The sequence below is a fragment of the Flavobacterium anhuiense genome (assembly GCF_900101855.1).
In the GTDB taxonomy this organism is placed as follows: Bacteria; Bacteroidota; Bacteroidia; order Flavobacteriales; family Flavobacteriaceae; genus Flavobacterium; species Flavobacterium anhuiense.
Genome location: NZ_FMVC01000006.1, coordinates 336,586 through 362,020, shown reverse-complemented (window position 1 = coordinate 362,020; position 25,435 = coordinate 336,586). Strand labels below are relative to the sequence as shown.

Sequence of the window (25,435 nt, the reverse complement as noted above, 5' to 3'; positions counted from 1 at the left end):
TAAAATTACAATTACCAATTTTATAAATGAAAAAAGAACTACACATTTTCTTCACCTGTTTAATGTTTTACACAAGAATTCCATGTCCAAAAAACATTACGCATCATCCAGATTATTTAAATAAAGCGACAAGATATTTTCCTTTTATCGGATGGATTGTTGGGACTATTTCATTTTTGGCCTATTCTATATTTGCCCAATTTCTTTCATCAGAAATTGCTGTTATACTAGCGATTATTGCTTCTATTTTAACAACGGGTGCATTTCATGAAGACGGATTCGCTGATGTCTGTGATGGATTTGGTGGAGGTTGGACCAAAGAAAAAATCTTAATGATTATGAAAGATAGTGCAATTGGCGCCTATGGAGCAATTGGATTGGTTTTGCTTTTTTTATTAAAGTTCAAACTCCTTTCAGAATCCGTTTTACTTTTCACTAATAACATTTTACTAATTTTCCTTTTATTTATTTCTGCACATTCTATAAGTCGCTTGGCAGCAATCAGCATTATTTTCACGCATGAATATTCTCGTGATGATGCTTCGAGCAAAAGCAAACCGATTGCAAAACAATATACTTGGAAAGAAGTTTTTGGCTCTTTCTTTTTTGGATTAATTCCTTTGATTGCATTTTCTTATTTTGACTTGAAATTTCTTCTTGCTATAATTCCTGTTTTCATAACACGCTATTTTTTAGCTCGCTATTTCCAGAAATGGATTGACGGATATACGGGAGATTGCCTTGGAGCCACGCAACAGGTATGCGAAGTGGTATTTTACTTAAGCATTTTATTTTTATGGAAATTTATCTAGTTCGTCATACCGAAACCATTTGCGAAAAAGGAATCTGTTACGGACAAACTGATGTTGACATTGCCGTACCATTTGATAAAATTTTTGGCCGAATTATTTCTGAACTTCCTTCGGAGGCAATTATTTTCTCTAGTCCGTTAAAGCGCTGTGTTATTTTAGCAAAACATATTCAAGAAAATATAAAAGCCATTTCTTACCAGGAAGACGAGCGTTTGAAAGAGATGAATTTTGGAGATTGGGAATTAAAAAGCTGGAACGAAATTCCTTCAGAAGAACTTAATCCGTGGATGGAAGATTTTGTAAATATTAAAGTTTCAAACGGAGAATCTTTTGTAGAACTCCATGAAAGAGTTGGTCAATTTTTATCTGAAGCCATTTCTACAACAAATCACCCAATTATAATTGTTGCTCACGCCGGAATCATCAGAAGCATTTTATGCCATCAGAGTTCACTGCCTTTAAGGGATGCTTTCAAAAATAAGGTTGATTTCGGGCAAGTTATAAAAATCGATTTTTAATAAAAATTGTTTGTGTTTTTTCATGAAACGTAAAACAAATTTGAATATTCAATATTTTTAACTTTATCTTTGCAGCAAATTAAGGTTGTGTTTTTGATTTAAAAACACATTAAAAGGGAATCAAGTAAATTCTTGAGCTGTACCCGCAACTGTAAGCTAAGTTCTAAACGAATGCTTGCTGTTAACTACAAACCACTGTTCCGCCACGGCGAATGGGAAGGTAAACAGCAAGACGCAAGCCAGGAGACCTGCCTTTGTAAACAATTATCGAGCTCTCGGGAAAAAGAGCGAAGAAATTATGACTATAAAACGATTTTTTACTTTTTGCTTATTTGTGATGTGTCAGATTATTTTGGCGCAAAACGATTCTATTACCAGTCTTAAAGAAGTTTTGGTTTCAGATAAAAATTTAAAGGCTTACTCTGCTTCACAATCCGTTTTAAAACTGAATGATTCTATAATCAATAAAAACGAAGCGCTCTTAACCGATTTATTAAATTTCAATTCGACTCTATATTTTAAAGAATACGGACGCGGAATGCTTTCTACAGTTTCTTTCAGAGGAACAACTTCTTCTCAGACAGCAGTAATCTGGAACGGAATTAATATTAATTCTCAAATGAATGGGAGCACGGATTTTAATACTATTTCTGGCGCTGACTATAATTCTATAAGTGTAAAAGCGGGCGGCGGAAGTGTTATTTATGGAAGCGGTGCAGTTGGAGGAACCGTGCATTTAAATAACGATTTGTTGTTTTTTAATCGATTTGAGAATAATTTAAGACTAGATTACGGTAGTTTTAATACTATTGGGGTAAATTACAAAACCTCTATTTCTAACAAGAAATGGAGCGCTCAAATCGGACTCTCCAAAAATAGTTCTACAAACGATTACAAATATCTAAATCGATATACTTGGAGAGGCGAACAGAGATGGAATCAGAACGGGCAGTATGACATTATTACTTTGAGCGCTAATGCCGGTTACAAATTCAACGAAAATCATATTTTAAAACTTTACAGCCAGACTTCAAACACTGATCGAAATACTTCTTTGATTACAGAAACTGAAACAAAAAGCAAATATATAAACTGTTTCAATAGAAATCTTTTGGAATATGATGGAACGTATGGAAAAATAAAAACCAATTTCAAAACAGCTTATATTTTCGAAAACTATCAGTATTTTGCCAATAACGCTTTAAAAAATTATACCTACGGAAAGACCGAAAACTTAATTACAAAGCTTGATGTCGATTATCACTTATTTAAATCAACTCACATAAACGGAATTGCAGACTATAGCAGAACAAACGGTTACGGAACTAGTTTTGGAAGCCATATTCGAGAAATCAGTTCTGCCGCTTTATTAGTTAGACAAGATTTTGGCACAAATTGGAAAAACGAATTAGGCATTAGAAAAGAATTTACAAATAATTACAAATCGCCTATTTTATTCAATTTAGGATCTTCTTATAAATTTAATGATTGGTATAATCTGAAACTGAATGTTTCTCGAAACTTCAGAATTCCAACATATAATGATTTGTATTGGGATGAAGGAGGAAATCCAAACTTAAAGCCTGAAAGCTCTTATCAGGGAGAAATTGGCAATGTTTTTACATTCAAAAATCTGACTTGGACGCAGAATTTTTATTATATGAAAATTACCGATATGCTGCAATGGGTTCCAGGTACAAACGGAATTTGGACTCCCCAAAACCAAGATAAGGTAATTAGTTATGGAACCGAAACCCTATTGGGCTGGAAGAAAAGCTATGGCAAAAATATTTTTGCTGTAAACGCTACCTATGCTTATACGGTTTCGCAAGATGAAAAAACTAAAAATCAGATCTTTTTTGTTCCATTCAATAAAGCTACAGGAGCTGTTTCGTATTCTCGAGATAAAATAAGCGCATATTACCAAATCCTTTATAACGGATTTGTTTACACGAGAGCCGATAACGATCCTGATGAAATCATTAACGATTATACGGTTTCAAATATCGGAATCGATTACGATCTAAAATTTTTAGATTCTTTCAAAGTAGGTTTTCAAGTTTTAAATCTTTTCAATAAAGATTACGAAAGTCTAGAAAACAGACCAATGCCTGGTCGCAATTTCAATGTGTATTTAACCTTAAAATTTTAATATATGAAGTTTAGTAAATTACTTTTAATAGCGTTAAGCATTTCGTTATTCGCTTCTTGTTCAAGTGATGACAACGATGATCCTAAAGGTGCTTACGACAATGGTTTTTTTATTTTAAATGAAGGAAGTTCAGATGTCGGAAGCGTTTCTTTCTCAAGCGATGATTTTACCTCTTTTACCAAAGATGTTTATGCTTCTGCCAACGGTTCTGATTTAATTGGCGGATATCTGCAAAATATCTTTTTTGATGGAGATCGCGCATACATCATTTCAGGAGGATCAAATGTAATCAATGTTGTAAACCGTTATACTTTTAAATTGATCGCAAAGATTGATTCTGGTCTTGCAAACCCAAGATACGGAGTTGTGAAAGACGGAAAAGCGTATGTAACAAATGCAAATACATATTCTTATATCAATCCAGCAACTGGAGACACTGACGATTATGTTGCTGTAATTAATCTGGCTACTAATACCGTCGAATCAAAAATCGAGTTAAATGCCACTGCAAACAGATTAATCTTAGAAAATGGCAAATTATACATTACAGAACCTAACAGCAGCACTAAATTATTAATTGTAAATATTGCAACAAAGGCGATAGAAACAGTAGAAATTGGCTCTAGCGGAGATTCTATCGAAGAAGAAAACGGAACTTTATTTATTTTGAGAGCTCCTTATTCTGGATCAGGTGAAATTGTAAAAGTAAAACTGTCTGATAAATCTATATCTAGAATTGCATTTCCAGAGAGCTTAGCTGGTCTAGGTTTTATGGATATTGAAGACAACAAAATCTATTATACTGCTGGAAGCTCTGTTTATGCTATGGATATCAATGCAACAACACCTTCTACTACGGCAATTGTAAACTCGCCAGCGAGCTACGTTTACGGTTTTGCTGTAGAAAACAACCGCATTTATATTGCCGATGCAAAATTTGATAAAGATAGTAAAGCTTTTATCTATAATTTATCTGGAGTTTTACAAAAAGAATTAGCTGTTGGTGTAGGTTCAAACGGATTCTACTTTAATAATTAATATTATACTTTAAAATTAGTTTTTGTTTTTTATGGAAAAGGCTTTCATTTCTGAAAGCCTTTTCTATTTTTATATCCTATTAAATTAATGTCCTTTCGGAACATTTTGAAAATACATTCCGTGTCTTAATCCGTTTATGATTTTTGAATCTGTCAGATAAGGTGTATTTGGTGCAGAATCATCAAAAATTCTTTTGGCAGTTGTTCCTGTAATTTTTGAAATTGCCAAATTAAGCAGAGGTTCAGAAGGATCTCCTAAAACTCCATAGGTACTTACTCTTTCGTACTGCTGATACGTTGGCTGTAAACCTTGCGTGTAATCTCCAAAACCGGCAGAATTAGAAATTTTAAAAACTAAAGGCTGCATCGCATATTTATGATTCGGATTGATTCCTTTTTTAGTAAACAAAGTTTCAGAATCATAAATCGTATAAGAACCAACATTTTTACCCGTTGTAGTTTCTCCAATCTGCACTACATTGATATAAGGTTTTAAACCATTTATAACCAATTCGCTTGCAGAAGCCGTACTCGCAGTTGTAATAATATAGACTGTAGTTAAATTTAAGCTGTTTAATGCTTTTCCTTCAATATTATTCACAAATCTATAATTCAAGCTTTCCAAATCTTCAGCGGTCATATCTTTCATCCACTTACTGTTAAATTGCGTTTTTGCAAAAATCTGAGTATCGAACTGTCCTGTAATCATACTAGAAAGTCTTATTGAAGAGGTAACAGCTCCTCCTCCATTGTATCGAAGATCTAAAACTAAATCTGTTATCCCTTGCGATTTCAATTCGCCAAAAGCCTGATTTAATTTATCATCATATCCAGGATAAAAGCCATTATACATTAAATAACCAATTTTATGACTTCCAGAAGTAATTACTTTATTGATCAAAATAGGATTTTCTTCTAAAACAGTTTTAGTCAAGGAAACTGATTTTCCATTCAAAACATAACTCGTTCCATTATAATCTGCCAGATTTAAAGTGTAACTATCCTGATTTAATAATAATTCCTGATAATTAGAAACCGTAAGTTTTGTTCCATTTACACTCGTAAATAAATCACCTCTCTTAATTGCTTTTGTAGAAGCATCAGAATTTGGAATAATATATCGGACAAAACCAACAACATCATTTGATCCAGAAGCCACACGGCTCAATCTAAAATCAACACCATTATTTTTTGTAACGCCACTTAATTCTTGTTCCAAAACAGTATAATCGTCAACAATCCAACTGAAACGGTCAATTGCGTCTCCGTTTGGATATTTGCTTACCGGCTTGTTCAATAGATCTTCGAACAAATCTTCAGGATGAGAGTATCCTCTCAAGAACTGATTGAAATCTGGTTGTAAATTACGGCCATCGGCTAGATTTGGAACATCTTGCTGCCATAAGTAAACTTCATTTAATCCTCTCCAGATAAAATTATTAATCTGCAAGTCTGCTGGAGCAGCTACATCATCCTGATCTTCACAAGACTGTAAAGAAAAAGCGAATAAAAAGAGAAAAAGAACACTCTTTAAAGTTGTTTTCATATCGTATAGTTATCTATATTCTGAATAAACGTAAAAATAGTATCTTTAGTTTTACTTTTATCGTTAAAGCAGTATTTTTTTTACATAAAAAAAATTTCTTTTTTGCTGTAACAAATATAATTGTGCCTCGTCTTGAATATATAAGCTAACGATTAACCATCTTATTAATGAACCAAGTTGTATTTATAGAATTAATAAATCCTTTTAAAGACAAAGTTTTTCGTCTGGCAAAAAGATTGCTTACTAGCACCGAAGAAGCAGAAGATGCGACTCAGGAAGTAATGGTAAAATTATGGAACAAAAAAGATAATCTGCAAAGCTACAATAGCGTCGAAGCATTGGCCATGACAATGACTAAAAATTATTGTCTCGATCAGCTAAAATCTAAAAGAGCCAGTAATCTGCAGATTGTCCATAATAATTTTACCGATCGGCAGCCGCAATTGGATAAAAAATTAGAAGACCAAGATAGTTTAGAATGGGTCGAAAAAATTATAAACGAAATGCCCGAACAAATGCAGCTATTAATTCAGCTTCGGGATGTTGAACAATATGAATTTGAAGAAATAGCCAAAATCGTAAATATGAACGAAACAGCAATACGAGTGGCACTTTCTAGAGCGAGAAAAAAAATTAGAGAATCAATGACAAATACACACCTTTATGGAACTAAATAAAATAGAAGATATATTAGAAAAATACTTTCAGGGAGAAACTTCTATTGCCGAAGAAAATCAATTAAAAGAATATTTTTCTTCATCAAATGTTGCGCAGCATTTGGAGCAATACAAACCTATGTTTGGCTATTTCTCTCAAGCAAGAGAACAGAAATCGACGTATGAGATTCCACTACAAACTAAGAAACGAAATGTGGCGTGGTTATCGATTGCAGCTTCTGCTGTTGTTTTGCTCGGAATCGGAACTTACTTTTTTGTTAGCGAAAAAAATGAACCTACTGCAGTAGCTTCGCAAGCAGAATTAGGAACTTACGATGATCCCGAAGAAGCCTTAAAAGCAACTCAAAAAGCTTTGGCTTTATTATCAAACAATGTTAATGTAGGTATTGAAAGTGTACACTACATTAAGGAATATGAACAATCAAAAAACAAAATTTTTAAACAGTAATTAAACAAAAATAATCATGAGAAATTTCATTATAACTTTAGTCTTCGCATTCGTTTCAACCACATTTTATGCACAAAGTGCTTTTGACAAATTTGATGGTCAGGATGATGTAACCTCAGTAATTGTAAACAAAAAAATGTTTGATTTAATGAGCAAAGTAAAAACTGATGCTTCTGATAAAGAGACTCAGCAATATATTGCTCTAATCAAAAAACTGGATTACTTGAAAGTATTCACCACTAAAAATCCAAAAATCGAAGCCGACATGAAAGCTACTGCCGATAAATATGTAAAAACTGCCGGTTTAGAAGAATTAATGCGAGTAAATGATGGCGGAAAAAACGTTAGAATAATGGTAAAATCTGGCGCTACAGACACGCAGATAAGAGAACTTTTAATGTATGTTGACGGTGCAAAAAATGATGAAACTGTTTTACTATCTTTAACTGGTAATTTTGACTTAAACGAGATTTCGGTATTAACAGATAAAATGCAGCTTCCTGGCGGTACAGACCTAAAGAAAGCTTCTAAAGGCAAAAAATAAAAATGAAAAACAACATCTTCATACTAGCACTTACAGCTCTTCTAACTTTGGGGAGCTGTAATTCTGAACCATCTCTGCAAAAATATTTCGTTGAGAATTCAGAGAAAAAAGATTTTATTGCTTTAGATATTTCACCAAACATTTTGAATGTTGATAAAACCAAATTATCAGCTGAGCAAAACGAGGCTTTGAATTCGTTTGACAAAATGAATATTCTGGCTTTTAAAGCAGATCAAAACAATAAAACAGAATTTGAGGCAGAAAGAAACAAAGTAAAAGCCATATTAAAAGATCCTAAATATCAAGAATTAATGAAGTTCGGCTCTGGTAAAGAAGGCGCTTCTATAAGCTACGTCGGAAGTGACGACAACATTAAAGAGTTTGTCATTTTTGCCAACAGAAAAGAAAATGGTTTTGCAGTAGTTCGTGTGTTAGGCGAAGATATGAATCCGAATAATATTATGACCTTAATGTCTGTTTTACAAAACTCTAAAATAGACATGGAGCAATTAAAACCTTTAGAGCAATTGCTTAAAAAATAAAAAAACATCTTACTTTTTAAAACAAGAAAAGCTCCAATTACGGAGCTTTTTCTTTTATATTTGAAAGATTTTACTGAACAAAATATCGCGTTTTTATTTTGGCATGAATCTAATTTAATTATATTTGTGGCTTACCAAAATAATAAATTATGATACAAAAAACATCAAATGCCTTTATCGCTGCATCTTGGGTTGCACTTGGAGCCGGGACAATCGGTTTTATTGTTGGACTTGCCAGAGCCGAAATGCTTTTAAACGAAAAAGGATATTATTTCACCGTTCTAATGTTCGGACTTTTTGCTGTTGTCTCATTGCAAAAAAGCGTAAGAGACCGATTAGAAAAACTTCCTGTTACTGATATTTACTACGGAATCTGCTGGTTTGGAACATTATTATCAATCGTTCTTTTAGTTGTTGGACTTTGGAATGCAACGATTCTTCCAAGCGAAAAAGGATTCTATGCTTTTGCTTTTCTATTGGCATTGTTTGGCGCTATTTCAGTTCAAAAAAACACTAGAGACAATATGAACTTTAATCAAGGCGAATAAAGTTTCAAACAATTTCAGAAATAAAAAGCTCCAATTTTCATTGGAGCTTTTCTTTTTATAATAGAATCTGAGATTATTTACTCAAATACATTTTTCTTCTAGAATACAATTCGTAGAATTGATCATCTTTTAAGTCATCAATAAACAAGATGCTTTCTCCTGTTGATTTCATTTCTGGTCCTAACGCTTTGTTAACATTCGGGAATTTGCTGAAAGAGAAAACAGGTTGTTTGATTGCAAAACCGTTTAATTGTGGGTTGAAATCAAAGTCAGTTACTTTATTGTGGCCTAACATTACTTTAGTAGCGTAATTTACGTAAGGCTCTCCATAAGCTTTTGCAATGAACGGAACTGTTCTTGAAGCTCTTGGGTTTGCCTCGATGATGTAAACCGTATCGTCTTTAATTGCAAACTGAATGTTGATTAATCCAACCGTTTTTAAAGCTCTAGCAATTTTATGTGTGTGATCTTTAATTTGCTGCATTACGAATTCTCCTAAGTTGAAAGGAGGCAATGTTGCGTTACTATCTCCAGAGTGAACACCGCAAGGCTCAATGTGCTCCATAATTCCGATGATGTACACATTTCCATCAGCATCACAGATGGCATCTGCTTCAGCTTCGATTGCTCCAGCTAAGTAATGGTCTAGTAACAATTTATTTCCTGGAATTGCTTTCAGCAAATCGATTACGTGCTCTTCAAGCTCTTTTTTGTTGATTACAATCTTCATTCCCTGACCTCCTAATACATAAGAAGGACGGATTAAAAGTGGAAAATCTAAAGTATCAGCTAATTTTGAAGCTTCATCAGCCGTTTCAGCGATTCCGAATCTTGGGAAAGGAATATTTAACTCAGTTAATAAGTCTGAGAAACGTCCTCTATCTTCAGCTAAGTCAAGTGCATCAAAACTAGTTCCGATGATTTTTACACCGTATTTAGACAATTTATCTGCTAATTTAAGAGCTGTCTGACCTCCAAGCTGAACGATCACACCTTCTGGTTTTTCGTGCTGGATAATGTCATAAATATGCTCCCAGAAAACTGGCTCAAAGTATAATTTATCAGCCGTATCAAAGTCTGTAGATACTGTTTCAGGATTACAGTTAATCATGATGGTTTCGTAACCGCATTCTTTAGCAGCTAAAACTCCGTGTACACAAGAGTAATCAAACTCGATTCCTTGTCCAATTCTGTTTGGTCCAGAACCTAAAACGATCACTTTCTTTCTATCTGTTACAATGCTTTCGTTATCAACAAAACGCTCACCATTCGGTTTTTCAATTTCAGCTTCAAAAGTGGAGTAGTAATAAGGAGTCTGCGCTTTAAACTCAGCTGCGCAAGTATCAACTAATTTAAACACACGGTTGATCTTCTGCTCCATACGTAAAGTATGAACTTCACTTTCCAGACAACTCATCATGTGGGCGATTTGTCTGTCTGCAAAACCTTTTTGTTTCGCCTCAAGCAATAATTCTTTTGGAAGATTCGAAACTTTGTAATTTGAGATTTCTTTTTCTAAAGTATAAAGCTGTTCATATTGTTTTAAGAACCACATATCGATTCTTGTAATTTCATGAATGGTGCTCAGTGGAATTCCCATTGCGATTGCATCGTAGATTACAAAAACACGATCCCAACTTGCATACGTTAGTTTCTCAATAATCTGCTCGTAATTTTTATATCCTTTTCCGTCAGCACCTAAACCGTTTCTCTTAATTTCTAGAGATTGAGTGGCTTTGTGAAGCGCTTCCTGGAAAGAACGTCCGATCCCCATAACCTCACCTACAGATTTCATCTGAAGACCTAAAGTTCTATCTGAACCTTCAAATTTATCGAAGTTCCAACGTGGTATTTTTACGATTACATAATCTAAAGTTGGTTCGAAAAGAGCCGAAGTAGATTTTGTAATTTGGTTTTGCAATTCATCTAAGTTGTATCCTAAAGCTAGTTTAGAAGCGATTTTTGCAATTGGATAACCTGTTGCTTTTGAAGCCAAAGCAGAAGAACGAGATACACGAGGATTAATCTCGATTGCTACGATATCTTCTTTTTCGTCTGGCGAAACTGCGAATTGTACGTTACATCCTCCCGCAAAATTCCCGATACTTCTCATCATTAAGATAGCATAGTCACGTAATTTTTGGAAAGTAGTATCCGATAATGTCATCGCTGGCGCAACTGTAATCGAATCTCCAGTGTGGATTCCCATTGGATCCATGTTTTCGATAGAACAGATAATTACAACGTTGTCATTTTTATCTCTTAAAAGCTCTAGCTCGTACTCTTTCCATCCCATCAAAGCTTTGTCGATCAAAACTTCATGAATTGGAGAAGCTTCAAGTCCGCGAGTTAAAAGCTCATCAAAATCTTCTTTTTTGTACACCACAGCTGCTCCTGTTCCTCCAAGTGTAAACGAAGGACGAATTACAAGCGGGAAGCCAAATTCTTGAGCAATTTCTTTTCCTTCAAGGTAAGATGTAGCTGTTTTTGCTGGTGCAGTTGGCACATTGATTTTTTCTAAAAGCTGTTTAAATTGCTCTCTGTCTTCAGTAATATTAATTGCATTTACATCAACACCGATTAATCTTACTCCGAAATCTTGCCATATTCCTTTTTCTTCAGCCTCCAAACACAAGTTCAAAGCAGTTTGTCCTCCCATTGTTGGAAGAACTGCATCAATTTGCGGATGTTCCTTAAGAATCTCAATAATCGATTTTGTCGTTAAAGGTTTCAAATAAATATGATCGGCCATAGATGGGTCGGTCATAATCGTCGCTGGATTCGAGTTAATCAAGATAACCTCAATTCCTTCTTCACGAATCGAGCGTGCAGATTGAGATCCCGCATAATCGAATTCGCAAGCTTGGCCAATAACAATAGGTCCTGAACCTATTATTAAAACTGATTTTATTGATGTGTCTTTAGGCATTTTGTATGTATTGTGTAGTTATTTACGATTTAAAAACCTCTCTAGTGCGTTATAAACTAGAAAGTTGAAAAAATTTGTACCGAAAAGGTATAAAAAAAGGCGATACTAAAAAAGTAATCGCCTTATGTATGTTTATACAAACATTATTTTTTGTGTCTAGGCTCGCTAGAAACAGTTAATTTATGTCTTCCTTTTGCTCTTCTACGCGCTAGAACTTTTCTTCCATTCGCAGAAGCCATTCTGTCCATAAATCCGTGCTTATTTCTTCTTTTTCTTTTCGATGGTTGAAATGTTCTTTTGCTCATTGCTTTGTATCTTTAAAAATGGTATCTATTAACTTATTAATTTGTTTTTGATATCGTTATTCAAAAACCGAGTGCAAATATACAAAGACTTTTTTTTCTAGCAAGTACTTTTATAAAAATATTTTTAATTCCTTTTACTATCTTTGCAATCACAAATTTACATTAATTATGTTTCACAAAAATATTAAACTTATTTTGGCCGGACTTCTTGTAGTGGCGGGCATTTGGCAATTTACAGAAAGTAATATCGGAAATGGAATCTTTCTTATATTATTGACTGCAATTCCGATTTTTCTTTATTTCAAAAACGAATTTATCCTTTTAGCTTTCCTTAAATTAAGAAAACAAGACTTCGCAGGAGCTAATAAATGGTTATCATATATCAAAAATCCAGAAGGTGCATTAGTAAGAAAACAACAAGGATACTTAAACTATTTGCAGGGTATCATGTTGTCTCAAACCAATATCAACCAAGCAGAGAAACATTTCAAAAAAGCAATCGAACTCGGACTATCAATGGATATGGATTTAGCTGTAGCTAAATTAAACCTTGCAGGAGTAGCCATGTCACGCAGAAGAAAATTGGAAGCGACTAATTTATTAAACGAAGCTAAAAAATTAGACAAACAAGGAATGCTGAAAGAGCAAATCTCTATGATGAAAGAGCAAATGAAGAAAATCTAAACGATTTTTTAAATTCCAAATATTAGAAATCCCAAATTCCAATTTTCTGGCGTTTGGGTTTTTTTTTGGAGCTATTTCCTGCTATCCGCTTGTATCTTTTATGGCGAACCCCGCCACAAAAGGATACCGCTTCTATCAGGGCTAGAGCAAACATTTTCATAAGAAGTTTAGTGATTCTTTCATTTTTTGTCTTTGTGAGTGAAGTCGAAGAATCTCGTACTAATCTATTCAATCAGCCAAAGTATCAATAACAAATCCCGGAGGCACGGGCATAATAACCATTTTTTTTATTTCTTTTAAATCTATTTTTTTATTCGTTTTAACAAATTGATGATTATTTTTCAATTGATCTAATGATTTTCCAAATAACCAAAATTGTTTAGGACCAGATTCGTGAATTTTCAGTTTTTTAAACTTTTGTTCGCTCTTTAATACAAAGGCATTCGTCTCTCCATCCTCAACTTTACTATTTTCAAAACTTTCTTTCTTAGGAAAAGTTATAGTATCCAAAATATTTTGCATTTTCTCCTTTTCTTCTTTATTTAAAATTGTAAAAAAACTTTCTTCTTTATTATATCCATAAACATCAATATAATAAAGCGTATCAGAAGAATTAAACTTTAAATAATAAGAGTCATGGATATTCCATTTAAAAAAAGTAAAATCATAATCTTTCTTTGGAGATTTACATCCTGCTAAAATTAACACTAAAACAACTATACAGATTCTCATATTTTTTCTTGAATTTCTTAACGGAGTTACTTTCGCAAAGATTACAACTCTACATTTTGGAATTTGGAATTTTAAAATTGAAGTTTTACTCCAAAATTATCGAAGGCAAATTCTCATTCAGCCATTTATACTTATTGAGAATCATAATATGGGTTCCTCCTTTAACCAAAATGCATTTATCGATATATTTAATTGGAAAAACTTCGTCTTGATCTCCGTGAATGTGCACTACATTTTCGTCAATTTTATCTCGATCCCATAAGATTACACTTTCTACAGCCCATTGCAGATAACCTAAATCGCGTACAGATAGAAACTTCTCGTATAATTTTATTCTCTTATTGACTTTTTCTCCAAAAGAAAACTTGGCAAGCTTTTCAATATTAAGAATCAGCTGCATCGGGATTAGTTTATAAGCTTTTGTTCGCTTTCCTATTTTCATTCTTCTTGGAAATTCATGATTGCTTCTTACACTTGATATTATAATGACTTTTCGCGCTTTTATATGCTTCGAAATTTCCTGAACTAAGATGCCTCCAAAAGAAACTCCGATTAAAACAGGATTTTCTTCTTTTATGTTTTTACTAATTCGAAGCGCATAATCTGATAAAGATTCTTTAGGGTTTGGAATTTCCCACTCGAGAAGATGCATTTCAAAAATATCTTCATCCAATTTTATCCTTTCAAAAATAGACGAACTTGCCGCCAAACCCGGCATAAAATAAACTGGAATTTTACTCATAACATTAAAATGAAATTACCATTGGGATATTTATTCATAAAAAATAAAGTTACTTCTTTTAATATCATGATAATCAAATTTCAGACCTATTTATTACATCTGACTCAAAAAATCAAACTTCAAAACAATAACTTAAAGTTTACAGCTGCAAAAAAATAATTTAATATTGAAAATCAAATGATTACCTTTGCATTTCGAAATATTTTTTGATTTTAAATCTTATAAAGAATTTTCTTTCAATACATGTTTCGAATCCCAAATTCACTATTTACCAATAACCTAACAAGAAATTAGTATGGAAACTTCTGTAACTATGGAAATCAAAGACAACACATTTGCACGCCAATTCGAAACTGTCATCCCTGAAGGAATGTTAGCAGTTGAGTATCAATTTCAAGAAAAAAAAATCTTTTTAACCAAAATCAACAAACCTGATTCGTACGAAAATGAAGAAACGATCAATACCTTACTTAAGAATATTTTAGATTTAAGTTCTGAAAAAAATTACAGAGTAGTTCCTATCCATCCAAAGATTGTTTCATTTTTCAAGAAAAACCCTAAATACAAAGAGTTACTTCCTCCAGGAATTAGAATCTAAAAATATCCAATAATTCGGAGCCACAATCCTCCAATTACCATATAGATCAAGAGCATAACCAAACCGGTTATAAGCCCTTTGACCCACCAGCTCTTTAGGTCAACGTAGCCGCTCCCGAAAAATACGGGTGCCGGACCATGACCATAATGCGTTAAAGTTCCGTAAAGAGATCCGACGAAACCAAGCATAAATGCTAGCAGTAACCCAGGAATTCCGAGCGAAACACCAACACCAAGTAAAGCCGCATACATTGCTGCAACGTGTGCGGTTGCACTTGCGAAAAGATAATGACTAAAGAAATACACTAATATAATAATCGGAAAAGCCATCTGCCAGCTTAACCCGCCAATTTCTGCTTTCACTAAATCGCTAAACCAAGCAATAAAACCCAATTCGTTAAGCGAACTGGCCATCATTACCAAAACAGAGAACCAAACTATAGTATCCCAAGCTCCTTTTTCGGCTTTTACATCATCCCAAGTCAATACTGAAGTCAAAAGCAAAATTACCAACCCTATAAAGGCAGTTGTAGTTGCATCGATAGAAAATAAATCCCCTGTCATCCAAAGGAAAAGCAGAATAAAAAATGTTAGCAACATCATCCATTCATTTCTTGTTATCGCCCCCATTTCTTTTAATTTCTGCGTTGCTATCTGCGGAGCATCACCAGTTTTTTTTAATTCTGGAGGATAAATTTTGTAAAGCACAAATGGAATTACAATAAAAGCACACAAACCCGGAACAATCGCAGCAGCTGCCCATGACATCCAGCTGATTTTTATCCCTAAATTCAAAGCAAACTTCTGACACATCGGATTACTTGCAGTTCCTGTTAAAAACATAGAAGAAGCAATTAAGTTCATATTATAACTATTTAGAGTCAAATATGCCCCTAATTTTCTATGTGTTTCAGGTTTGTCTGGCATTGAACCAAAACTCATTGACATTGATTTCATAATCGGATAAACAATTCCTCCTCCTCTAGCGGTATTACTCGGAACGGCTGGCGCTAGAACCAAATCTGCTAATCCTAAACCATAAGCCAATCCTAAAGAACTTTTCCCAAATATTTTTATGAATAAAAAAGCAATTCTATTTCCAAGACCTGTTTTTATAAATCCTCTTGCTATGAAAAACGAAATTCCAATCAGCCAGATTACCTTATCTCCAAATCCTTTTAATGCCAGCGTGATCGATTTTCCAGGATCTCCTGGAGCCAAAACCTGAGACATAGCTGTCAAAGCAATTGCGATCATACACATCGTTCCCATCGGAGCTGCTTTTAAGATGATTCCTAAAATAGTAGCTACGAAAATGGCAAATAAATGCCAAGCTTCTATCACAACGCCTTCTGGAGCTGGAATAAACCAAATGGCAACTAAAACTGCCAGCGTAATTAGGGTCTGTGGAATTTTTACTTCTTTCATAAAAACAAAAATTAAGTGAATTAAATTCTGAGCTGTAACTGAATTAAAAATAAATTATCGTTGTAGGTTGATGTATCCGGGATGCTTTTATCGAATCTGTCAATTTCAAACCCCATTTCGATACGGCCTGTATACGACTTTCCGAATTCTAAACTAACCATTGGCGTGTAAGTGGTACGCACGTTTGAATTGATTTTATAACTAGGGTCGAAAGTTTCGTAACGACACGACAATTCAAGCGCAGTAAGTTTTTGATAATTTACCTCATATCTAAAGTTCGGCAAGAAATAAATGCCTCGCATTTGATAATCGGCAACATTATCTGTTCGGCTTTCAACTGGCAAGGAATAATATAAATTATGGTTTGTTCCCTGTTTATATTCGATCTGCAGATCAAAACTAAGTTTATCGGTTAGTTTAAAATCGCTTGTAATATCTGCTCCTAGCGCAAATACATCTTCTTTAAAAACCTTTCCAAAACCACCATTCAAGCCCAGATTAATTTTATGTTCTTTTGACAAACCGAAAACCCATCTCGAAGAATATTGTTTTCCATTGTCTTTGTCCACTTCTACATTTTTACCATTTCCATTTAAAACCGAAATAGCATAATTCACTGGAATTTTCCCAATATCAAAAGCTCCAGTTGCCGACGCTCCAATTTGAAAACTTGTCCATCCGTTTTTCCCGAATTCATAATATTGATTTGAAAAGTCAAAAGACTTAATAATATCTACCGGAACAAGCTCTTCTATACCAAAAGCTGGACGAAATTGACCTCCTGTTAGAGCAATATATTTATTGAAAGTATATTTTCCATAGGCATTTTCGAGAACTTTACCTTTTGTATCCGATTTAAAATCTGCCAAATTCACCAGAATTACAATTTCCGTAGTTTCGCTTAATTTGGTATTTAGCCCCACACGCATTCTTTTAATATCAAAAGAACTTTGCGTTACATCTCCAGTAGAGTGATGAGTCCCTAAAACATCTACGTTATCTCCAAAACTTTCCAAATATCTGGCTTGAAGTAGCCCTTTTAACTGAAATTGCGGATATTTTACTTCCTCATTCTCTATTTTATCTGTTTTATCTGCTCCTTGATTCAAATCGCCTTGGGCGTGTAAAAAAGTTGGCGTTATAAAAAAAAGAAAAAAAATGGGCATTAGTAGACTTTTACTCATAGGCTTAAAATAAATTGAAACATTAATGCTTGTATAGCGATTTAAAAATCAGCTCTTTATTCTTGAGTTCAAAAGTTAACTGCTTATAGTCAACAGGAAAATGGAAGTACTAAAATAACAAAAAAAGATATTTTATGTAAAAAAAATTGCATTAAAATATTGTTACAATAACAAAAAAAGGGCATAAGATTAAAACTTATGCCCTTTTCAAATTATAATGAAAAATATTATTTCTCGATTTCTCTCATAGAGTCCATTTTCTTATGCGCTAAGAAACCTGCCACATCTTCAAAATGTTCTTTTACTCGTTTATTTCCGAATTCAAAAACCTTAGTTGCTAATCCGTCAAGAAAATCACGATCGTGAGAAACTAGGATCAAAGTTCCGTCAAAATCACGCAAAGCATCTTTAATAATATCTTTGGTTTTCATATCAAGGTGGTTTGAAGGTTCATCCAGAATTAATAAGTTTACTGGCTCCAACAATAATTTAATCATTGCCAAACGCGTTTTTTCTCCTCCAGAAAGCACTTTAACTTTCTTAGTGATATCATCACCTTGAAACATGAAAGCTCCTAAAATATTTTTAATCTGTGTTCTAATATCTCCAACAGCAATATTATCTATGGTTTCAAAAATAGTTGCATTTTCATCCAACAGAGAAGCTTGGTTTTGTGCAAAATATCCAATTTGCGCATTATGTCCGATTTCAACGCTTCCAGAATCAACGCCGATTTCCTTCATGATCGCTTTAATCATTGTCGATTTACCTTCACCATTTTTTCCAACAAAAGCCACTTTCTGTCCGCGTTCGATAACAATATTGGCATCTTTAAAAACAACATGATCTCCATACGATTTAGACATTTCCTTTACAATAACTGGATATTGTCCTGAACGTGGTGCTGGAGGGAATTTTAATCGCAATGCCGAAGTATCTACTTCGTCAACCTGAACAATTTCTAATTTTTCAAGCATTTTCACACGAGACTGAACAGCATCTGTTTTAGAAAATGTTCCTTTAAAACGCTCAATAAAGGCACGATTTTCAGCAATCATTTTTTGCTGCTCATCGTATGCTTTCTGCTGGTGAATTCTACGATCTTTTCTTAATTCTAAGTAATGAGAATATTTTGCTTTGTAATCGTAAATTCTTCCCATTGTAACCTCGATAGTTCTGTTTGTGATATTATCTACGAATGCTCTATCGTGCGAAATTACCACAACGGCTTTTGCTTGAGTCAACAAGAAGTCTTCTAACCATTGAATGCTCTCAATATCCATGTGGTTGGTAGGCTCATCCAGCAAAATCAAATCTGGTTTTCTTAGAAGGATTTTAGCCAATTCAATACGCATTCTCCATCCTCCAGAAAATTCAGAAGTCTGACGTATAAAATCTTCACGTTCGAATCCAAGACCTGATAATACTTTTTCAACTTCAGCTTCATAATTTACTTCTTCGATAGCATAAAATTTCTCACTTAAGTCAGAAACCCTTTCGATCAATTTCATATATTCGTCACTTTCATAATCGGTACGAACGGTCAATTGCTCATTGATATCGTCGATTTCAGCTTTCATTTTAAAAACTTCACTGAAAGCTTTTGACGCTTCTTCCATAACCGTAGCACCATCTTCAGTAAGCAAATGCTGAGGCAAATAGGCAATTACAGCTTCTTTTGGAGCAGAAATATTTCCTGTAGAAGGTTTATTTACACCTGCAATTATCTTTAAAAGTGTCGATTTTCCCGCACCATTTTTACCCATAAGGGCAATTTTATCATTTTCATTAATAGCAAAAGAAACATCGCTAAAAAGTGTAGTTCCGCCAAACTGAACCGAAATATCGTTAACTGTAATCATTTGTGTTTGTGAATTTTGTTTAATCGGTTAATCGTTTATTTGACTACCCATTTTTTTCGTGCTGCAAAGATAGATTTAATTAGATAATGTCCCAATTTGATAATTAGATAATTTTGAAAATGTGATAATTAGATAATTTGCCAATGAGACAATTTGATAATGCAAAAATTTAAAGAATTAAACAAAGTCTAAATTGCAAAGAATCAAACCAAATCGATTTGTTTCTATTTTTAAAATTTAAATCTTACCTTGTATAAGAATTTAAAAATCAGCAAAATATGAGAACGAAATTAAAACTGGCTGTTTACGTAATTGCAGGACTGATGATTGGTTTTTCTTCAAATGCACAAAAAACCGTAATTAAAAAAGAAGCTTTACCAGCAAATGCCCAAACATTCTTAAAAACACATTTTGGATCTAAAAAACCGAGCTATATCTTAGAAGACAAAGAAATTCTTTCTACAGAATACAAAGTTCAGTTTGACAATAAAATTGAAATTGAATTTGACAAGAAAGGAAATTGGAAAGAAGTGGACGCCAAAATTGGCAAAGTCCCAAAATCTATCATCCCGAAAAAAATTGCTTCTTATATAAAAGCTAATTTTCCTAAAGAAGATGTAACCAAAATAGAAATTGAGACTTCTGGTTATGAAACAAAACTTACCAACGGTTTAGAATTAAAATTCAATATGAAAGGAGATTTTATTAAAATTGACAAATAAGTAAAATTAGAAAATGTGTCAATTAGAAAATTAGAAAATTCTCTAAAACCCTAAAATAACAAAACCCGACAGGTTATTAAAACCTGTCGGGTTTGCAAAAAATTATCTAATTGACTAATTATATAATTATCTCATTAAAATCAGTCTTTTCTCCATTTTTTAGTTTCCTCGAAAATATGTTCCATAATTGCAGCTTCAGTTGCATCAAATTCTATATTTCTTCTACTCATCACTAATCTTGCTGTTTCAAAAGCTTTTTTAGTTACATAAGTCGTAAATCCGGCAGCACCGCCCCAAGAAAAACTCGGAACAAAGTTGCGAGGAAATCCGCTTCCGAAAATATTAGCGCTTACCCCAACCACAGTTCCTGTATTAAACATCGTGTTGATTCCGCATTTACTGTGATCTCCCATCATTAAACCGCAAAACTGAAGCCCTGTTTTAGCAAAACTTTCTGTTTCATAGCTCCATAATTTCACTTCTTCATAATTGTTCTTTAGGTTCGAGTTATTAGAATCTGCTCCGATATTGCACCATTCTCCTAAAACTGAATCTCCTAAAAATCCTTCATGTCCTTTATTTGAATTAGCAAAAAGAACCGAGTTTTTAACCTCGCCTCCTATTCGGCTTCCAGGCCCAACAGTTGTTGCTCCATAAACCTTAGCCGACATTTTTACCATTGCATTTTCGCATAAAGCGAATGGTCCTCGAATTACGGTTCCTTCCATAATTTCGGTATTCTTACCTATATATATAGGACCAGTCGATGCATTTAAAGTTACAAACTCTAGTTTTGCTCCTTCTTCAATAAAAATATTCTCTGGCGAAATTACATTAACACTTTTAGGAATTGGCTGAGACGTGCGGTCTTCTGTCAAATATTTGAAATCCTGACGAATCGCCGCGTCATTTTTAGAAAAAATATCCCAAGTATGTTCAATGGTGATACAATCTTCATTGTACTGAATGATTTCGTAAGAATCAAAATCGACTTCTTCCTGATTTTCGTTCGCAAAAAATGCAATTACATCTTCACCTTTAAAGATTGCCTGATTTTCTGTCAAATTAGAAACCATCTCCGCAAGAGTATCATTTGGCAAATACGCTGCGTTGATCATTACATTTTCCTCCATTTCAACCATTGGAAATTTTTCAGACAAATATTCTTCGGTTATCGTAGTGATTGTCGAACCAAGATATTTTTCCCATTTCTGGCGAATCGTCATAATTCCTACCAAAATATCAGCTACCGGCCGTGTAAAAGTAAAGGGTAATAAAGCATTCCGAACGGGACCGTCGAAAAGAATGTAGTTCATAAATAATTGAGTGTTTGTTAAAATTTGATTTGGTTACCTGGCTTCAAAGTTACGAATATTTTACCGGTTTACTAAAAAACCATTTTAACGAAAAGTAATATTTAACGCATAAAAAAAGCCTCCCAGAATTGGAAGGCTTTTGTATAATTTAAAACAGCTATTATTTTTTAGCGTGTTTAGCATATTTAGTTTTGAATTTATCAATACGTCCTGCAGTATCGATAAGTTTAGATTTACCAGTATAGAAAGGGTGAGATGTTCTAGAAATCTCCATTTTTACAACTGGATACTCAACTCCGTCAACTTCAATTGTTTCTTTTGTATCTGCAGTAGATTTAGTGATAAAAACCTCATCATTCGACATGTCTTTAAATGCAACTAATCTGTAATTTTCTGGGTGAATTCCTTTTTTCATCTTTTCTTTTATTTATTGTTTGGAGCACCTTTATTTTGAAGCTTTTTCATGGTTAGAAAAAGGTGTAAACAAATAATACTCTTTTTTGTTTAAAAATTTAATTATTTTTGAGTGTGCAAATTTACAATTCTTTTTTAATAAACAAACAGTTAGCTTACTTTTTTTTAGTTTATTTCGAAAAGCTTTTTTTATATCCGATTATAGTGGGAATTACTATATTTGTGGATTAATTTTAAACATATCGAAATATGATTAATGAAGTTATAAAAAAGAATGGAGTTACGTATGGTGTAATGATCGGAATTGCATCTGCTTTGGTTACAGCTACAATCTATGCTATTGATTTAAATCTGTTTACAGCTTGGTGGATGGGAATACTAGGAATCGTAATAAGCCTTACAATTAGTATCATTTTACTTTCTAAAACTAAGAAAGATTTAAACGGTGTTTTTCCTTTTAAAGATGCTTTTACTACTTATTTTATAGCTGCAGTAATTGGTATTTTAATATCAACAACTTTCAACATCGTATTATTTAATGTAATTGATCCAGGTGCAAAAGACACTTTGAGCGAAATTATGATCAAATACACTATTGGTATGATGCAGAAATTTGGCACGCCAGCTTCAGCAATTAATGAAGCTGTTGCTAAAATGAAAGAAAGCAATCCGTATTCTACTTTTGAATTATTAAAAGGATCTGTTTTTGCTATGGTTATAAGCGCAATTTTCGGATTAATTTTCGCAGCATTTTTTAAAAGCAAATCTACACAAGAATAAAAATATAAATGAATTTATCTATACTTATACCGCTTCTAAACGAGGAGGAATCACTTAAAGAACTCTACACTTGGATCATTAAAGTGATGCAGTCTAACAATTACTCTTATGAAATCATTTTTGTAGATGATGGTAGTACAGATAATTCTTGGCAGATTATTGAAGGTTTCTCTAACGAAAATCCTAATGTAAAAGGAATTCGTTTCATGAAAAACTTCGGAAAATCTCAGGCTTTACATGCTGGTTTTGCAAAAGCAAAAGGCGATGTTATTATTACAATGGATGCCGACTTGCAAGATAGTCCAGACGAAATTCCTGAATTGTATGAAATGATTACAGCTCAGAAATACGATTTGGTTTCAGGTTGGAAAAAGAAACGTTACGATTCTGTTGTGGCAAAAAATCTTCCGTCAAAATTATTCAACTGGGCCGCTAGAAAAACTTCTGGCGTTGATCTGAATGATTTTAATTGCGGATTGAAAGCTTATAAAAATGTTGTGGTAAAAAACATTGAAGTTTCTGGCGAAATGCACCGCTACATTCCTGTTTTGGCTAAAAATGCCGGATTCGGAAAAATTGGAGAAAAAGTGGTAATTCACCAAGCCAGAAAGTATGGTGAAACTAAATTTGGAATGGAACGTTTTATAAACGGATTTCTAGATTTGATTACCATTTGGTTTTTATCAAGATTCGGAAAAAGACCCATGCATTTATTTGGCGCAATAGGCTCTTTAATGTTTATTATCGGATTTTTAGCCGCTGGATACATTGGAATTTCTAAACTGTACCATATGTATACTGGAATGAAATATAGCTTAGTTACCAACAATCCATGGTTTTATATTGCTTTAACTACCATGATTTTGGGAACTCAGTTATTTTTAGCAGGATTCTTGGGCGAAATTATTTTAAGAACAAAAAATAACGAGGCAAGATATAAAGTAGCACGAGAGGTTAATTTTTAAAAAAGTTCTTTATAAGTTATATTTTTAAATCTATGTTTAATTAAGATATAAAAATATTTCATAAAGCACCTTAAACTCTCAATAACAAACTATTTTTAAACAAACATAAAAACGAAATCATATAATGAATATAGCACCAAATATATTAAATGCTGTAAACGAATGGCTGACGCCAACATTTGATCAGGAAACGCAAGCTGCGGTTAAGGAATTAATGACTACTTCTCCAAAAGAACTTGAAGAGAGTTTTTACAAAAACCTAGAGTTTGGAACTGGAGGAATGCGCGGTGTAATGGGTATTGGAAATAACAGAATCAACAAATATACACTTGGAAAAAATACTCAGGGATTATCTGATTATCTGCATAAAGTTTTTCCAAACGAACCTTTAAAAGTAGTTATTGCTTACGATTGCCGTCATAACAGCAATACGTTGGCAAAAGTGGTAGCTGATGTTTTCTCGGCAAACGGAATTCAGGTTTATTTGTTTTCTGATTTGAGACCAACTCCAGAATTATCTTTTGCTCTTAAATATTTAAAATGCCAATGCGGAATTGTTTTAACAGCTTCTCACAATCCACCGGAGTACAACGGATATAAAGTATATTGGCAAGATGGAGGGCAAATTGTTCCTCCTCAGGACAAAGAAATTGTAAATGTGATTGAAAGCTTAGGTTATGACAAAATCAAATTTAACGCAAACGAAAGTTTGATTCAGTACATTGATACCGAAATAGACAAAGCATTTATAAAATCATCTATCGAAAACGCAAGTTTTAATACTCCGGCTGAAGCCAAAGACAATCTTCATATTGTGTTTACTTCATTGCACGGAACTTCTATAAAATCAATTCCAGACGTTTTATCGCAAGCTGGATATAAGAATGTTCATATCGTTCCGGAACAAGCTATTCCAGATGGAGATTTCCCAACGGTAAAATCTCCAAACCCAGAAGAACCAGAAGCTTTAACTATGGCTTTGGCTCTAGCAGATAAAACAAATTCTGACATTGTAGTGGGAACAGATCCTGACTGCGACCGTTTAGGAGTTGCTGTTCGTAACAATGACGGCAAAATGATTTTATTAAACGGAAACCAAACGATGGTTTTGATGACTTCTTTCTTATTGAAACAATGGAAAAAAGCAGGTAAACTTAACGGAAAACAATTCGTTGGCTCAACAATCGTTTCAACTCCAATGATGATGGAATTGGCAACAAGTTATGGCGTTGAGTGTAAAGTTGGCTTGACTGGATTTAAATGGATCGCAAAAATGATCAAAGATTTTCCTGAACTTGAATTTATCGGAGGTGGTGAAGAAAGTTTCGGATTTATGGTTGGCGATGCTGTTAGAGATAAAGATGCAGTTGCCGCTACTTTATTGATATGCGAAGTTGCCGCTCAGGCAAAAGCTGCGGGAAGCTCTGTTTATAAAGAACTTTTACAGCTTTATGTTGAAAATGGTTTCTATAAAGAATTCTTAGTTTCTTTAACCAAAAAAGGAATGGAAGGCTTACAGGAAATCAACCAAATGATGATTGATTTACGCGAAAATCCTTTGAAAGAAATTAACGGACAAAGAGTTATTATGGTTGAAGATTATCAATCGTCTATCGCTTTAAATTTATTAGACGGTTCAGAATCAACAATGGATATTCCAAAATCGAATGTATTGATTTATTATACTGAAGACGGTTCTAAAATTTGCGCAAGACCAAGCGGAACTGAACCTAAAATTAAATTCTACATTAGTGTGAATGCCGAAATCGAATCGGTTTCTGATTTTGATGAAGCAGAAAGTTTCTTAGATCAAAAGATTCAAAACATTATAGCAGATATGCAGTTGAATTAAATAAATCCTTTTTTTGAAAATATTGCCATTTGCAAATAGTCTTAAAAACAAGGAGTCCAATATTTAAAACTCTGATTTGCATTCTTAAAGATGCAAATC

General features: G+C 33.5%; 25 protein-coding genes and 1 riboswitch. Of the genes, 15 read left to right on the top strand and 10 right to left on the bottom strand.

Annotated features, from left to right (window positions below; all coding sequences use genetic code 11):
* Nucleotides 1-26 precede the first annotated feature (26 nt).
* The 4 genes from BLP44_RS17625 to BLP44_RS17610 all read left to right on the top strand — a co-directional run bounded on the left by BLP44_RS17625 (nt 27) and on the right by BLP44_RS17610 (nt 4,520).
* Nucleotides 27-812 (top strand): adenosylcobinamide-GDP ribazoletransferase, encoded by a 786-nt coding sequence (locus BLP44_RS17625; RefSeq protein WP_008464866.1) that lies wholly within the window; start codon nt 27-29, stop codon nt 810-812.
* Nucleotides 797-1,330, top strand: a complete 534-nt coding sequence (gene cobC, locus BLP44_RS17620) for an alpha-ribazole phosphatase (protein WP_091134810.1) — start codon at nt 797-799, stop codon at nt 1,328-1,330. Before BLP44_RS17625 ends, cobC begins: the two co-directional genes overlap by 16 nt.
* 65 nt (nt 1,331-1,395) lie before the next feature.
* Nucleotides 1,396-1,600: riboswitch (cobalamin riboswitch) on the top strand.
* Between the two features lie 67 nt (nt 1,601-1,667).
* Nucleotides 1,668-3,482 carry a TonB-dependent receptor plug domain-containing protein gene (locus tag BLP44_RS17615; RefSeq protein ID WP_244511802.1) on the top strand — a complete coding sequence of 605 codons (1,815 nt, stop codon included), beginning with the start codon at nt 1,668-1,670 and terminating at the stop codon, nt 3,480-3,482.
* A gap of 3 nt (nt 3,483-3,485) precedes the next feature.
* On the top strand, nt 3,486-4,520 hold the full coding sequence (locus BLP44_RS17610) for a YncE family protein (RefSeq protein WP_008464860.1): 1,035 nt from the start codon (nt 3,486-3,488) through the stop codon (nt 4,518-4,520).
* A gap of 84 nt (nt 4,521-4,604) precedes the next feature.
* Here the strand turns inward: BLP44_RS17610 and BLP44_RS17605 are convergent, their stop codons facing one another.
* Complete coding sequence (locus BLP44_RS17605) at nt 4,605-6,065, bottom strand: S41 family peptidase (RefSeq protein WP_066033708.1); 1,461 nt, start codon at nt 6,063-6,065, stop codon at nt 4,605-4,607.
* Between the two features lie 167 nt (nt 6,066-6,232).
* Between BLP44_RS17605 and BLP44_RS17600 the strand changes: the two genes are divergently transcribed.
* From BLP44_RS17600 to yiaA, 5 genes are all read left to right on the top strand, one after another.
* Entirely contained in the window at nt 6,233-6,742 is a 510-nt protein-coding gene (locus BLP44_RS17600) for an RNA polymerase sigma factor (RefSeq protein WP_008464858.1), read from the top strand.
* Nucleotides 6,729-7,190, top strand: a complete 462-nt coding sequence (locus tag BLP44_RS17595) for a hypothetical protein (protein ID WP_066033707.1) — start codon at nt 6,729-6,731, stop codon at nt 7,188-7,190. The genes BLP44_RS17600 and BLP44_RS17595 overlap by 14 nt, the downstream gene beginning before the upstream one ends.
* Nucleotides 7,191-7,206: 16 nt before the next feature.
* Entirely contained in the window at nt 7,207-7,734 is a 528-nt protein-coding gene (locus BLP44_RS17590) for a DUF4252 domain-containing protein (protein WP_008464855.1), read from the top strand.
* Nucleotides 7,735-7,736: 2 nt separating this feature from the next.
* Nucleotides 7,737-8,276, top strand: a complete 540-nt coding sequence (locus tag BLP44_RS17585; RefSeq protein WP_091134808.1) for a DUF4252 domain-containing protein — start codon at nt 7,737-7,739, stop codon at nt 8,274-8,276.
* Between the two features lie 149 nt (nt 8,277-8,425).
* Nucleotides 8,426-8,824 (top strand): inner membrane protein YiaA, encoded by a 399-nt coding sequence (gene yiaA / locus BLP44_RS17580; protein WP_066033705.1) that lies wholly within the window; start codon nt 8,426-8,428, stop codon nt 8,822-8,824.
* Nucleotides 8,825-8,897: 73 nt separating this feature from the next.
* On the opposite strand, the gene carB is transcribed toward yiaA, so the two are convergent.
* On the bottom strand, nt 8,898-11,753 hold the full coding sequence (gene carB, locus BLP44_RS17575; protein WP_008464849.1) for a carbamoyl-phosphate synthase large subunit: 2,856 nt from the start codon (nt 11,751-11,753) through the stop codon (nt 8,898-8,900).
* Between the two features lie 143 nt (nt 11,754-11,896).
* Nucleotides 11,897-12,058: a 50S ribosomal protein L34 gene (gene rpmH / locus BLP44_RS17570; protein ID WP_008464848.1), complete on the bottom strand. Its 162-nt coding sequence runs from the start codon at nt 12,056-12,058 to the stop codon at nt 11,897-11,899.
* Between the two features lie 168 nt (nt 12,059-12,226).
* On the opposite strand from rpmH, the gene BLP44_RS17565 reads away from it, so the two are divergent.
* On the top strand, nt 12,227-12,742 hold the full coding sequence (locus tag BLP44_RS17565; RefSeq protein ID WP_008464839.1) for a hypothetical protein: 516 nt from the start codon (nt 12,227-12,229) through the stop codon (nt 12,740-12,742).
* Between the two features lie 228 nt (nt 12,743-12,970).
* Here the strand turns inward: BLP44_RS17565 and BLP44_RS17555 are convergent, their stop codons facing one another.
* Together BLP44_RS17555 and BLP44_RS17550 are read right to left on the bottom strand one after the other, a co-directional pair.
* Complete coding sequence (locus tag BLP44_RS17555) at nt 12,971-13,474, bottom strand: hypothetical protein (protein WP_091134804.1); 504 nt, start codon at nt 13,472-13,474, stop codon at nt 12,971-12,973.
* Nucleotides 13,475-13,559: 85 nt separating this feature from the next.
* On the bottom strand, nt 13,560-14,216 hold the full coding sequence (locus BLP44_RS17550; RefSeq protein WP_091134802.1) for an alpha/beta hydrolase family protein: 657 nt from the start codon (nt 14,214-14,216) through the stop codon (nt 13,560-13,562).
* Nucleotides 14,217-14,511: 295 nt separating this feature from the next.
* Here BLP44_RS17550 and BLP44_RS17545 point away from each other — a divergent pair, with 295 nt between their 5' ends.
* Nucleotides 14,512-14,814 carry a GNAT family N-acetyltransferase gene (locus BLP44_RS17545; RefSeq protein WP_008464832.1) on the top strand — a complete coding sequence of 101 codons (303 nt, stop codon included), beginning with the start codon at nt 14,512-14,514 and terminating at the stop codon, nt 14,812-14,814.
* Here the strand turns inward: BLP44_RS17545 and BLP44_RS17540 are convergent.
* From BLP44_RS17540 to BLP44_RS17530, 3 genes are all read right to left on the bottom strand, one after another.
* Complete coding sequence (locus tag BLP44_RS17540; RefSeq protein ID WP_091134800.1) at nt 14,811-16,241, bottom strand: anion permease; 1,431 nt, start codon at nt 16,239-16,241, stop codon at nt 14,811-14,813. The genes BLP44_RS17545 and BLP44_RS17540 overlap by 4 nt on opposite strands.
* 20 nt (nt 16,242-16,261) lie before the next feature.
* Entirely contained in the window at nt 16,262-17,407 is a 1,146-nt protein-coding gene (locus tag BLP44_RS17535; RefSeq protein WP_091134798.1) for a porin, read from the bottom strand.
* 245 nt (nt 17,408-17,652) lie between these two features.
* On the bottom strand, nt 17,653-19,287 hold the full coding sequence (locus BLP44_RS17530; protein WP_008464824.1) for an ABC-F family ATP-binding cassette domain-containing protein: 1,635 nt from the start codon (nt 19,285-19,287) through the stop codon (nt 17,653-17,655).
* A 278-nt stretch (nt 19,288-19,565) separates the two neighbouring features.
* On the opposite strand from BLP44_RS17530, the gene BLP44_RS17525 reads away from it, so the two are divergent.
* Complete coding sequence (locus BLP44_RS17525) at nt 19,566-20,009, top strand: PepSY-like domain-containing protein (RefSeq protein ID WP_066033701.1); 444 nt, start codon at nt 19,566-19,568, stop codon at nt 20,007-20,009.
* A 140-nt stretch (nt 20,010-20,149) separates the two neighbouring features.
* Here the strand turns inward: BLP44_RS17525 and BLP44_RS17520 are convergent, their stop codons facing one another.
* Both BLP44_RS17520 and BLP44_RS17515 read right to left on the bottom strand, forming a co-directional pair.
* Nucleotides 20,150-21,325, bottom strand: a complete 1,176-nt coding sequence (locus tag BLP44_RS17520) for a GlmU family protein (RefSeq protein ID WP_091134796.1) — start codon at nt 21,323-21,325, stop codon at nt 20,150-20,152.
* A gap of 160 nt (nt 21,326-21,485) precedes the next feature.
* Nucleotides 21,486-21,740, bottom strand: a complete 255-nt coding sequence (locus BLP44_RS17515; RefSeq protein WP_008464817.1) for a type B 50S ribosomal protein L31 — start codon at nt 21,738-21,740, stop codon at nt 21,486-21,488.
* 248 nt (nt 21,741-21,988) lie between these two features.
* Between BLP44_RS17515 and BLP44_RS17510 the strand changes: the two genes are divergently transcribed.
* The 3 genes from BLP44_RS17510 (at nt 21,989) to BLP44_RS17500 (ending at nt 25,336) form a co-directional block, all read left to right on the top strand.
* Nucleotides 21,989-22,519, top strand: coding sequence for a DUF4199 domain-containing protein (locus BLP44_RS17510; protein WP_008464815.1), 531 nt, complete (start codon nt 21,989-21,991; stop codon nt 22,517-22,519).
* 8 nt (nt 22,520-22,527) lie between these two features.
* Entirely contained in the window at nt 22,528-23,484 is a 957-nt protein-coding gene (locus BLP44_RS17505; protein WP_008464814.1) for a glycosyltransferase family 2 protein, read from the top strand.
* A 124-nt stretch (nt 23,485-23,608) separates the two neighbouring features.
* Entirely contained in the window at nt 23,609-25,336 is a 1,728-nt protein-coding gene (locus BLP44_RS17500) for a phospho-sugar mutase (protein ID WP_008464813.1), read from the top strand.
* Nucleotides 25,337-25,435 lie beyond the last annotated feature (99 nt).